At 44.4% G+C, this 12,716-nt stretch carries 6 protein-coding genes; 4 read left to right on the top strand and 2 right to left on the bottom strand.

Going from position 1 to position 12,716, the window contains the following annotated elements; genetic code table 11:
• Positions 1 to 338: 338 nt before the first annotated feature.
• The 4 genes from ACYVI9_RS13770 to ACYVI9_RS13755 all read left to right on the top strand — a co-directional run bounded on the left by ACYVI9_RS13770 (position 339) and on the right by ACYVI9_RS13755 (position 8,589).
• A complete protein-coding gene (locus tag ACYVI9_RS13770) occupies positions 339 to 3,434 on the top strand; it encodes a SusC/RagA family TonB-linked outer membrane protein (protein ID WP_460765349.1) in 3,096 nt (1,031 codons plus the stop codon).
• 22 nt (positions 3,435 to 3,456) lie between these two features.
• Positions 3,457 to 5,307 (top strand): RagB/SusD family nutrient uptake outer membrane protein, encoded by a 1,851-nt coding sequence (locus ACYVI9_RS13765; protein ID WP_460765347.1) that lies wholly within the window; start codon positions 3,457 to 3,459, stop codon positions 5,305 to 5,307.
• Positions 5,308 to 5,365: 58 nt separating this feature from the next.
• Positions 5,366 to 6,334, top strand: coding sequence for a BT_3987 domain-containing protein (locus tag ACYVI9_RS13760; RefSeq protein ID WP_460765345.1), 969 nt, complete (start codon positions 5,366 to 5,368; stop codon positions 6,332 to 6,334).
• A 98-nt stretch (positions 6,335 to 6,432) separates the two neighbouring features.
• Positions 6,433 to 8,589 (top strand): hypothetical protein, encoded by a 2,157-nt coding sequence (locus ACYVI9_RS13755; protein WP_460765343.1) that lies wholly within the window; start codon positions 6,433 to 6,435, stop codon positions 8,587 to 8,589.
• 92 nt (positions 8,590 to 8,681) lie between these two features.
• On the opposite strand, the gene ACYVI9_RS13750 is transcribed toward ACYVI9_RS13755, so the two are convergent.
• Both ACYVI9_RS13750 and ACYVI9_RS13745 read right to left on the bottom strand, forming a co-directional pair.
• Positions 8,682 to 9,503 carry a response regulator transcription factor gene (locus ACYVI9_RS13750; RefSeq protein WP_460765341.1) on the bottom strand — a complete coding sequence of 274 codons (822 nt, stop codon included), beginning with the start codon at positions 9,501 to 9,503 and terminating at the stop codon, positions 8,682 to 8,684.
• Positions 9,487 to 12,621, bottom strand: coding sequence for a ligand-binding sensor domain-containing protein (locus ACYVI9_RS13745; protein ID WP_460765339.1), 3,135 nt, complete (start codon positions 12,619 to 12,621; stop codon positions 9,487 to 9,489). Before ACYVI9_RS13745 ends, ACYVI9_RS13750 begins: the two co-directional genes overlap by 17 nt.
• Positions 12,622 to 12,716 lie beyond the last annotated feature (95 nt).

Raw genomic sequence — 12,716 nt, 5'->3', positions numbered from 1 at the left:
TCCTATAATGACATATGCTATGCGGCACAAGACAACTTTTAGGATTCAAAATCAGAACTGCATCCATTGTAGTTGGAACGATATATTATTTAAGGATAAGTTATTTTATTTATTAGAAAAAACGATTTAGCTATAATAGCAAAAGATTGCCAAAATCAAAATGTAATGGAATGACATGAAGATGCTGCCACTTTCAGTGGCGGGACAGCTCAAGCCTGTAGGCCTGACGAGGGTTGACAGTCGGAGTGGCTTTATATTGCCATAGATAGTTGAAATAAAGAAAATCAGAACAAAAGGGTATGCCATTTTTGAAATCAAACGCTAAATAACATCGCGCTATGCACTTATTAAAATCTAAAAAACTACAGCTTTATCTGGTGTGGGCACTATTCATGCCATTAGCTCTTCTCGCTCAGAACCCTACCAGTGGTGATGAAGTAGCTATTTCAGGTTCCGTCAAGGACAAACTGAATGCCGTAATGTCCGGAGTTACTATCCAGAACCTGCGCTCGGGTATGGCGGTAATAACGGACGAGAATGGTCATTATGAGATCAATGCCGCCAAAGGCGACTCTCTTTCAGCTTCATTTGTCGGATATAATACCTTTCGATGGGTTTTTTCCGAACGTATCGTGGAAAATATTATCCTGGAAGCGGTTGCGGGAAGTATGGAGGACGTTGTGATCGTGGGGTACGGACAGCAGAAGAAGATAAGCCTGGTCGGTGCCCAGTCTACCGTGAAAGCGGAAGAACTGAAACATCCTGTGGCCAATCTGAGTACCATGCTGGCAGGCCGTATTGCGGGACTGGTAGGGGTACAGCGATCAGGACTTCCGGGAAGTAATTCCGCCGATATCTGGATCCGTGGTATCCAGACATTCGGTAGTAATGCGAGTGGTGCTCTGGTGATTATTGATGGTATTCAGGGTCGGGATCTGAACAGTATTGATCCCGAGGATATCGCTTCATTTACTATTTTAAAAGATGCGGCAGCTACCGCTGTCTACGGTTCCTTAGGTGCCAATGGTGTTATTCTGATCACGACCAAAAGAGGGAAGAGCGGAAAAGTCAACCTGATGTTCAATTATAATGAAGGCATCACGATGTTTACCAAACTCCAGGATATGGCGGATGCCAAAACTTATATGGAGATGAAAAACGAGGCGATGATCGGAGCCGGCTATGCACCTCAGTTTACTGACGAGTATATGGATAGTACACTTTCGGGAACTGCCAACCCCTATGTGTATCCGAATGTAGACTGGCTGGACTTGCTATTTGATAATGTGGCGCATAACCGTCGGTTTAATTTCAGTGCCAGCGGCGGGTCTGAGAACACACGTTTTTATACTTCACTGGCATACTATGACGAAGAAGCATTGTTGAAAACAGATCCGGATGTGACTTATAATTCCGGCACAAGATTTCAGCGTTATAATTTTACTTCCAATGTGGATATGAACTGGACCAAAACGACCAAATTCTTTCTGGGCGTAAGTGGTTATATCACCAATTTTAATCAACCAGGTGCGGGAGCTTCCCAGGCTTTTGTGCAGGCGATGAACGCCAGTCCCGTCTTTTATCCACCCATGTATCCCGGCAATCTGGTTTCAGGTATCGCTTATGGAAGCACACCGTCACCCAATCCCTGGGCTTCCGTTACCCAGACGGGATATACCAATCAGTTTAATTCAAAACTGAATACCAATGCCAGTCTTACGCAGGACTTTAGTTTCTGGGTGCCGGGCCTGTCCGTAAATGCTTTATACTCTTTTGACTTATATAATAATTCATCACACAACAGGACACGTTCCAGAACCCTGTACTATCTCAACCAGGCTGAGCCTTATAATGAAGACGGTACCTTGAATCTGGAACAAATGCTAGCGGGTTCCGATAACCTGGGTTTTGGAACTTCCAATGGTTCGAACCGGCAGTTTACCTTACAGGCACAGGCCATTTATGATAAGACTTTTGGTGAACACCATATCTATTCCACCCTGGTGTATAACCAATTGAGTCAGATCTATCCGTTCTCAAGTTCCTGGACTGATTTTATTCCACACCGTCAGCAGAATTATGCCGGAAAAGTAACTTATTCCTTCCGCGACAAGTATTTTGCCGAGGTGAATGCCGGTTATAATGGTTCCGAAGACTATGCACCGTCCCGTCGTTTTGGATTCTTTCCTTCCATTGGTTTAGGTTGGGTTCTTTCTAAAGAGAAGTTTTTCGAACCGCTGTCCAATGTATTCCAGTTCTTTAAAATACGTTACTCTAATGGTATTGCCGGGGCGCCAGGCACCGGCTTGCGTTTTGGTTACCTGACTTTGATTACTGATAATGCCCGGGGTATCACATATGGTAAACCTGGTAGCAGTACAGGAGTTTCAGGGATTAATATTTCTCAGTATGGTGCGGATGTGTCCTGGGCGACGGCGCACACACAGGATCTGGGTCTGGAGTTTAACATTTTCAGGAATAAGTTGTCTTTTGTGCTGGATTATTTCCGTTCTCATCGTACCGGGGTATTCCTGACCAGGGCGGATTTCCCAAGTTATGCAGGACTTCAATACAACCCGATTGGGAATTTTGGTATCGTAGATGCGTCAGGGTTTGATGGAACCGTTGAACTTTCACCAGTACAATTGGGGGCCAAAACCTCTGTTTCATTCAGGGGCACCTTCTCTTACAATCAGGACCGACTGGTGGAAAACCGTCAGGCGCCTTATGCAGATCCCTATCAGGAAAGAAGGGGCCAGAATATCCTTGCTCAATTTGGCTATGTGGCCGAAGGCTTGTTTCAATCTCAGGAAGAGATCGATAACAGTCCCGATCAGTCCTATGTGGGTAACCCACGGGTGGGTGATCTCAAGTACCGTGATCTGAATGGTGATGGCGTGATCAACGCCTATGATCAGACTAAAATCAGCCGCGGAGATGTACCGGATCTGGTCTACGGATTTGGACTTAATTTTACAGTAGGCCAGTTCTACCTAAGTGCATTTTTCCAGGGCGTCAGTGGCGCATACCGGACTTTGAGCGGCATTGCCCGTGTACCTTTCGCGGGTGACGGTAACGACGGAAACGTCTATGCGAACATTACGGATCGATGGACCGAAGCTAATCCAGTGGCCAATCCGACTTATCCCAGACTGGCTTTTGGATCTACTGCGTCTGCGAATAATAATGTGGCCAGTACCTGGTGGGTACGCGATATAGATTTTATCCGTTTGAAAACGGTGGATCTGGGTTATAACCTGCCCAGCGGCTCACTGAAAAGTATCGGACTGAAAAACGGTCGCATTTATTTCTCAGGTGTGAATCTGCTGTATTGGAGCAAATTTAAACTATGGGATCCTGAAATGAATACCGGCAACGGTAATACTTATCCCAATACCAGAAATTTATCCATAGGCGTTCAGGCTAATTTTTAATTCTTAGTAAATACTATATACAATGAGAACTCGAATTATTTTACTATCCATCTTTGCCAGCATGCTTTTTGCATCCTGTAGTAAATTCCTGGATCAGGTACCCGATGATGTGTTGAAGGAAGAAGATATCTTCAGTTCACTGGTAAATACCCGAGCTTATCTGGCGCAGATTTATACCAATATGCCAGATGATTTCAGCGCCCGGTTCGCTCCCAGTAATTATGCAGGGCCTTACACGGGGGCTTCAGATGAAGCCAACTACTGGTCTTTGTCCTGGGTTATGTCTAATTCACTCAACCAGAGTACCTGGGATAATAATGCGGGCGGTACTTTCTGGACCAACTGGTACAAACCGGTGCGTACGGCAACTGATTTTATCAAGAAAGTCGACAATGCCAATCCCGATGAGGTTAACGCCATGACCAGGCTTCATTATAAAGGAGAAGCCCGGGCGATGCGTGCCATATTCTACTATTGGATGATGCGCCTTTACGGTCCTGTGATTATTCTGGATAACGAAGTGCCAGTTAATGGCACTGGTGACGAGATTTTCTTTGCCAGAAGGCCCTTTGATGAATGCGTTAATTATGTTGTAGAGCAGCTGGACTCCGCTTATAATGAAATCAAACAGTCTGTACAGGGAACGGGTCAACGTGCTGATATGCCATTAACTTATGGAAGTGTTATCGAGTACGGTCGGGTTACGACAGGCGTTTGTAAAGCCTATAAATTTCAGGTATTGATGCTGGCGGCCAGTCCGTTATTCAATGGCAATAGCCTGTTGTCTCAACTAAAAAATAAAGATGGTCAGCAGCTGGTCAGTCAGACTTATGATGCTTCTAAATGGACCCGTGCATTGACGGCGGGCCAGGAATTTTTAAATGAATTCGACGGGCCGACATACTCGATTTATAAGGAATCTGATTCGGATCCCTGGAAGGCGGCCTATAAATCCTGTAAGAATGTCATTGTTACCGACTGGAATCAAGAGTGGATTTTTGGTCGACCCATGTCAAGTACCGGAGACTACTGGTACGATATTACCCCCAAGCTGGTAGGATATTCTTCCGATGTGGCCAAGGGGGCAGGTTTTCTGTCGGTAAATCAGTCGATGGTGGATGCTTACGAAATGAGAAATGGTCTGAGAATTACTAATCCTACATCCGGATATGTCAGCTCCGGTTTTTCTGATTTCAGATCACCTTATGACGTCAAGGAAAGAAGAACTTTTAATCAGTGGGTAAATCGGGAAGCTCGCTTCTATGTCGGAGTGACATATAATAGAAGTTACTGGCAGAATCAGGCAGGCAGTACGGAAGTGATCCCGGTATTTGAATTAAGCGGTAATTCGGGTAGGAAACAAAGCACCTGGGATGTGACTTCAACTGGCTATATCGTCAGAAAACAGCTGGCCAATAGTGGTAATTCAAGCCGGGGCTGGGTTTATCTGAGATTAGCGCAAATCTATCTGGATTACGCCGAGGCACTCAATGAAGCAGAACCTGGTAACCCTGATATACTTCGGTATGTAAATATCATTCGTGAAAGAGCCGGCTTACCTGTCTACGGTGCAGGCGATGACCAGATAGAAGCACCGACTACCCAGTCTACGGTTAGAGAAGTGATCCGCCACGAACGCCAGATAGAACTGGCCTTTGAAAATGTACGTTATTTTGACCTGCGTCGCTGGATGATCGCAGAATCAACCATGGGTGCAGATGTATACGGGATGAATACGTTCGCTGATGGCGATGCCTTTTATGAAAAAGTGCTCGTGCAAAAAAGAAGATTCCTGCAAAGGGATTATCTGTGGCCGATACCTAATGACGAGATACTGAAGGATAAGTATCTGGTTCAAAATCCTGGATGGTAAACAACATCGGGTTATATACCAGCTAAAAGAAATCGCGTGAATTTTTAAAATAAAGAAAATGAAAATTAACAGCTATATAAAAAACAAGGGAGGCTTATTCATAGAAGCGCTGTTGTTCCTGCTTCTGGGTGTTTTTCTACTTCCGGCCTGTGTAAAGAATGATGATTTATACGCGCCGAATGAAGCAACCGTCTATATGCCCCAGGCCTATCAGGATAAGTCCGTAATGACACTTTATAAAATGGATGATCCCCAGCAAGTCACTTTCGGTGCTTATTATGCGGGTTTTAACGGCCCAAGTAGTGATATTACTGTAGATTTTGCACTGGATCCCGCACAAATTGATGCTTATAATGTGTTGAACGCCTATCTGGGCTACAGTTATTATATGTTTCCTGACAGTGTCTATTCGATTTCTGGTCTAACGACGACTATCAAAGCTGGTACACAGACTTCTGAGCCGCTGTCCATTGACATTCAGGGAAAGAAAATCCAGTTTGGCTATCACTACATGTTACCGATCAAAATTACCAGTATTTCAGGTGGTACCAAAGACAGCAGTTTGTCTGTCGCACTCTTCAAAATGGATTCGCTACTTACCCGGGTTCATGATCTGACTTCAGATGGCACATTGACCGTTTTCCGGGAAAATTCCAATCAGAACGAGAATTCACCCAAACTGGTGGATGGCAGTATCGATACCAAATATCTCTGTCAGTACAGCAATGATATATGGGTACAGTTGGAGTTCCCCGAACCAAAATTTATTGATGCTTATGACATGTCATCCGCCAATGACGCCAATACCCGTGATGCCAAAGACTGGCAGTTGGTGGGATCCAATGATGGTAGTACCTGGGTGGTGCTCGATGACCGGAAAGATGAATTCTTCGCAGACAGAAAAATAACCCGTAGGTTCAATATTGCTTCTCCGGGGGAATATAAATTTTACAGGATGCTGATTACGGCCAATAATGGGTCCAGCCTTTATCAACAGGCGGAATGGCGTCTGCTGCAGTTCTATTAGTAGCTAGTGGCTATTGCTGGTGACGAAGACTTGCTTTATCCCATGGGTAAGGCAAGTTTTATTTTTTAGAGGCCGACTTCCAAATAAAAAAATACGATATGAAAGGAGTTTTTTATCTACTACTGACCTTTTGCTTTTTCTGGGGCCTGATGCCTACGGCTACAGCACAAGAGAAAACCGCTTTTCAGATTGCAGCGCCTTTCGATGAAGTCTATGATGTACGTTCAGATGTGGCGATTGTGTATGGGATCAATGATGCCGGCGGAAATTTTGAGCAACGCGTCAAAGGCTGGCGGGATCAGGGTTATCAGGTACATTTCATGACCGGCATCGCCTGGGGACAATACCAGGATTATTTTCTGGGCGATTTTGACGGCAAAAACCATCTGGATGAGGGGCAGGTACAGTTAAACGGGGACACGATCTGGCATGGAAGAAATGTACCCTATATTGTTCCCTCAGCAAGTTATCTCGGTTATATGAAGACGCATTTAAAGCGGGCTATTGATGCCGGTGTCACTGCCATCCATCTCGAAGAGCCGGAATTCTGGGCCAGGGCAGGGTATAGTACGGCATTTAAAAAAGAATGGAAGTCATTCTACGGCTTTGACTGGCAGCCCCAGGATGCCTCCCCGCAGGCCACTTGGTGGTCTTCCAAGTTGAAATACCAACTCTATTATAATGCACTGAAAGAATGCTTCCATTATATTAAATCGTATAGCAGATCTGTGGGCAAAAAAGTAAAGTGCTTTGTACCTACCCATTCTCTGGTGAATTATGCTGCCTGGGCGATCGTCAGCCCGGAAGCCAGCCTGGCTTCTATTGAAGATATGGATGGCTATATTGCTCAGGTATGGACGGGAACTTCACGCGAGCCGGTATATTATAATGGCATCAGCAAAGAACGGGTATTCGAGAATGCTTTTCTGGAATACGGATCGATGATTTCGATGGTAGCACCTACGGGGAAGAAAATATATTTACTTACTGATCCAATTGAGGATCGGTCCCGCAGCTGGGATGATTATAAAAGAAATTATCAGGCCACTTTTACTGCCGAACTTTTATATCCTCAGGTGGCGGATTACGAAGTCATGCCCTGGCCGAACCGGATTTATCAGGGACGCTTTCCGGTAGCAGGATCCGATAAACGACAGCCGATCGCTCCGGCCTATGCCACACAAATGCAGGTTATGGTGAATGCCCTGAATCAAATGCCAGTGTCAGCCAATAAAGTAACGGGCAGTCATGGTATCGGGATACTAATGTCCAATACCCTTATGTTTCAGCGTTTTCCCACCCATAAAGGTTACGAAGATCCACAGCTATCAAATTTTTATGGTCTGGCACTACCCCTGTTGAAGAAAGGCGTTCCGGTGGAAATCGTGCATATGGAAAACCTGGTGCATGCAGCAGCCTTAAAAGATACTCGGGTATTGCTCATGAGCTATTCCAATATGAAGCCGATGAAAGAGGAGTACCACAGCGCATTGAACCGATGGGTCAGGGACGGCGGGGTATTGATCTACTATGGTCGGGATGACGATCCATTTCAGCAGGTCCGCGAATGGTGGAACATGAAAGGCAAGAATTTCAACGCGCCGGCAGAGGACCTTTTTCACAAACTGGATATCCAAAAGGTTAGAGATGGTGAATTTGTTGCCGTGGGTAAGGGCTGGGTTTGTATAAAACGTCAGGACCCAAAGGAACTGGTCATGCAGCCTGCCGGAGACCAGGCTTTTATAGATCAGGTGAAGCTCGCTTATGAGCTGAAGGCGAAACAGGGGCAACTGGTATTTAAGAACAATTTTCTGTTGCGAAGAGGTCCCTACATCATCAGTGCTGTGATGGATGAAAGTGCCAGCCGGCAACCTGTGCATATTCCTGGCCCGGTTATCGATCTGTTTAACCCCGAACTTCCGGTCCTGCCTCAAAAAATGGTATCACCGGGAGAACAGGCTTTTCTGTACGATCTGCAATTGGCGGATCGGAGCGGAGCCCGCGTTTTGGCATCAGCGTCAAGGCAATATTCTGAATTGTCCAATGCGCACCAATTTAGCTTTGTGGCGCGCAGTCCTTCAGGAACAGTAAATGCGATGCGTATCAGCTTACCTGCATCACCGCGTAAGATTTCAGTTAAAAGACAGGGGCAGGAGGAGGAGATTTTAAAAAAGGAATGGGATCCGCAAAGCAAGACCCTGTTGCTGAAGTTTAATAACCACAGTCAGGGCGTGGAAGTGAATATTTCATGGTAATTGCCAGATAGCATTAAAGAAGTTAATGTATCAGGGACTCCTCTGCTTTATGCCGGTCCTGCAGAACAGAACTGATTCCTAAGAAAGCGAATTTACTCCCTGGTAAACGGATCAGGTCTGGATGACGAAAGCTGGTTATTCTTTTTGATGTATTCTGACGGAGATAATCCGAAATGCTTTTGAAAATTTCTGCCCATCTGCGTCAGAGAGCTATAACCTACTTCATCAATCACTTCACTCAGACGGATTTTCTTTGTTGAGAGAATTTCTACCGCTTTCTTTAAACGGGTAAGATTGATGATTTCTGAAGGGGAAAGGTCAGAAAGTGAGTTTATTTTACGGTAAAGACTGGTCCGACTCATGTTCATCGCTTTTGCCAGCAATGAAACATCCAGATTGGGGTCACTCATATGGGCAATAATCTGTAGTTCCAGTTCTTGTAGAAATTCCTTGTCCTTCGTCCCGGAAGCAATGGTGGTAATGTCGGCTGTCGGCGACTTAATAAAATGTGATTGTAATTTATCGCGGTTGATAAGGATACTTTGTATTTGAGCTTTAAGAAAGTCCATTGAAAAAGGCTTTTCAATGTAAACATCGGCGCCCACATTTAAACCGGTTATCTTCGAGTTTAAGGTGTTTTTGGCAGTTAATAGAATAACGGGTATATGGCTGAAATCAACATCTGATTTTAATATTTGACAGAATTCAAATCCATCCAGGACAGGCATCATGACGTCACTGATGATCAGATGTATCTGATGGTGACCTAATAGCGAAAGTGCCTCTTGTCCGTTTCCCGTACTAATAATTTCATAATCCTGTTTTAGTGCATCTTCGAGTAAAAAAAGCATTTCCTCATGATCGTCAACGATCAGTATGGTTCGTTTTTTTTGTATGTTATTCTGGATTTGCATAATTGTCCGATCCTGTGGGTTTTAATTCAAATGTGGTTATAAATAAGTTTTTTCCATCCTCGGTTTTATACCGGAGTTTTCCCTTGTGTAGTTCGGTGAGCGTGGATGCCAGTGATAATCCAAGACCTGTTCCCGGAACGTCCTGCCGGGCATATCTGAAGAAAGGCTCAAAAAGCTGTTGCTGCAGGTGATCTGGGACAATGGGGCCGTCATTAGTAATGGTTAATACCGCAATTTTTCCCGAACGGTCCCTGGCAACGGAAATGCTGATTTCCTGCCTGCAATATTTAACTGCGTTATCTATGAGATTGTTGATAATCTTAATCAATGCTTCCTGATCTGCGGCAACAATAAGTGGTTTTCCCGGGAGTTCCTGGTGAAGCTGAATATTTTTTCTTGTGATTGCCGGTTGAAAAAACAGGATGCTTTCCTTTATGGTTTTTACCAAATCAACCGGAACCAGAAATAACTGATATTGTTCTGTCTCTGCCTTTCTGAAATCGAGCAATTGATGGGTAAGTTCCAGCAACCGGGCAGTATTATTGTTCATGATCTGCAGATATTTCCGGAGATCCGGCTTGTCTGCCAATGATTTTGTCAGGTGCTCCAATGGTAGTTTTATTAAAGTCAACGGCGTTTTAATCTCGTGTGCTATACCGGTAAAAAAATCCATTTTTGCGCCGTAAAGTTCCTTTTCCTTGCCTAAGGCAAAAAGTTCCATTTTATAACGCTGCTTTTCCCTTTGCCGATTGGATAAATAGCGCAGCACCAGTAGACCCGTGATCAATATTAACAAAGTGTACAACAGGTAGGCGAGCGATGATTTCCAGATGGGAGGGTCAATTTCGACGGTGAGCATTTTCTCATTATTCATCCATTCGCCGGCTGCATTTGTTGATCTTATTTTGATATTGTAAACACCCGGGGGTTGATTATTAAAGGCTATTTGTCTGGCATTGCCCAGGGGGAACCAGTCGCCATTGTTAATTTGATAGGCGAAAGATATTCCGGACGGGTCTGTAAAATTTATTGCGGTGAAATCAATATTGAAACTGGCCTGGTCATGTCGAAGTGATATATCCTCCCTGGCGAGTAATGGAATGCTGATTTTATCGTCCGGGTCGGGGCCTGGTGTGGCATCGGGATACTGCAATTGTGTAAGATATACCGGCGGCGTATAGTCGCTGGTATCCATACGGTCAGGATCAAATCTAATGAGCCCTTTAATACTTCCCATATAGAGTCGACCTTCCGGATCCTTATAAACCGAATGATAGTTAAACTGATCATTTAACAGCCCGTTGTTTTTCCGGAAGATTTTAATTTTTTTCGTTTTAGCTTCCATAAAAGCAAGCCCCCGGGAGCCAGGTATCCAGTAGTTCCCCTGATCATCCTTAATGATGGAATAGATAATGTTCCCTGGAAGGCCGTCCGGTTGATCGCGATAGAACAGAAAAGTTCGGGCATCCAGATCTACATTAAACAAACCATCAATGGTACAAACCCACAAATGATGGTCAGTGTCCGGCATCAGGTACAGTATACGGGTATTCTGAATTCGGTTTTCGAGATCATTTTTAAGGATCAGCCTGCCGGTATCCTGACGATTCATATAATAAATACCACTGTTATGGGTTCCCACCCAGATGGTGCCACTGCTGTCTTCAGCAATGGCGGAGTAAAAATGATGAGTCGGGAGCCTTGATATCAGATAAAATCGGCCGTTTTTTAAATCAAAACGGTAGAGTCCCTGAGCTGTGCACATGAGAATATCTCCGGAACTACTTCGAATAATTTTATTGATAAAGTTGATTTTGAGGTCAAACGCACCTTTACCTGTTGGATAGTTTCGAATCACTTTTCTGAACCGGAGATCCATAATATCCAGCCCGTTTTCAAATGTGCCGATCAATAAATAATTGCCCAGGGCCAGCATGCCGTGTATGTTGGAACTGGAAAGCCGGTTAGTCGTGTTGGGGGTGTACTTTTCGAAACGATTATTTGACGGATCGTAGAGGCTGAGCCCGCCGTCTTCTGAACCGATCCATAGTTTCCCTGAAATGTCGGGAATGATTTCTCTAATCGCATTACCACTTAATGAATTCGGATCCGGACCAGGCAGGAATTTTTCAAATTGAATAGGCGTATGGGGTAAATAATTGATGCCACCAAAGAAGGAACCGATCCAGATGCCACCTTCACTGTCCTGACATAATGCATACAATGCGTTATCGGAAAGAGAAAACGGGTTGATGCGTGACTTTTGGAACAGCCGATAAGATTGTGTTTGCCAGTTATAGATATACAGGCCGTTTTCGGTGCTGACGTAAATGTTGCTGTCGTTTACCGGAAGGATATTTCGAACGAAAACATTATTCCCGCCATGGCTGTCATGAATCAGGTGACGGTAGGTTTTTCCCCGAATATCCAGTGATACCAACCCCTGCTTCGAACTTCCTATCAGCAGGTAGTCCTCTTTGTATTTAGATAGGGCCTCGATACTGTTTGATGATCTTCCGGGAATAATATAAACGTTGGCATGATTGTTTTTGAGATGTATTACTTTTCCGTCAGTGGTTCCGATCCAGATTCCTTGTTTAGCGCTGTCACGGTAAAGTACCGAACATTCCCGGACACCGGGTATGTATTTTTGGGTGATTTTGTTTTGTTTAAAGTTATAGCAAAACAGTTTATTATCGAGTAGGAACCACAGTTGGCCGTATTCGTCGTCACAGATACTCCTGACGGTATTAAAGGGTACCGGAATTGGAGCGTCGAAGTCATCTGTCCGCGAGTTGTAGCGAAATATGCCTTTTTCAGTGCCTACCCAGAGTTGATTTTTCTGGTCCTGAAAAAGACAAAAGACCGCATTGCTTCTTAATGATTTTGAATTACCGGGCTGGTGTCTGTATATTTTGAATTGGTTACCATCAAACCTGTTTAAACCTTCCGAGGTTCCCAACCATAGAAAACCGAAATTGTCCTGTAAGGCACTAATAACCGTGTTTGTCGATAAGCCGTCTTCAACCTGATAATGGCGAAAGTACAGGGGTTGCCCATAAGTAACCACCGCCAGTATGTTTAGCGCAATCAGCAAGGTCAACCGGAACATTCTCATAAAACAGAAAGATACGATAAATCCCAAATATGGTACAAAATGATGAATTTTTGGTACGATTTGAAAAATCGATTTTGTTTTAACGCGCTAAATTT

This window comes from Niabella terrae, assembly GCF_054783135.1.
The sequence above is the reverse complement of the archived record's forward strand: the minus strand, read 5'-3'. Positions and strand labels throughout refer to the sequence as shown.

What these genes read in the sequence shown, in the direction of transcription:
- ACYVI9_RS13770 (WP_460765349.1), top strand. Translation starts at nt 339, where the DNA reads ATGCACTTATTAAAATCTAAAAAACTACAGCTTTATCTGGTGTGGGCA.
- ACYVI9_RS13750 (WP_460765341.1), bottom strand. Translation starts at nt 9,503, where the DNA reads ATGCAAATCCAGAATAACATACAAAAAAAACGAACCATACTGATCGTT.
- ACYVI9_RS13745 (WP_460765339.1), bottom strand. Translation starts at nt 12,621, where the DNA reads ATGAGAATGTTCCGGTTGACCTTGCTGATTGCGCTAAACATACTGGCG.
- ACYVI9_RS13760 (WP_460765345.1), top strand. Translation starts at nt 5,366, where the DNA reads ATGAAAATTAACAGCTATATAAAAAACAAGGGAGGCTTATTCATAGAA.
- ACYVI9_RS13755 (WP_460765343.1), top strand. Translation starts at nt 6,433, where the DNA reads ATGAAAGGAGTTTTTTATCTACTACTGACCTTTTGCTTTTTCTGGGGC.
- ACYVI9_RS13765 (WP_460765347.1), top strand. Translation starts at nt 3,457, where the DNA reads ATGAGAACTCGAATTATTTTACTATCCATCTTTGCCAGCATGCTTTTT.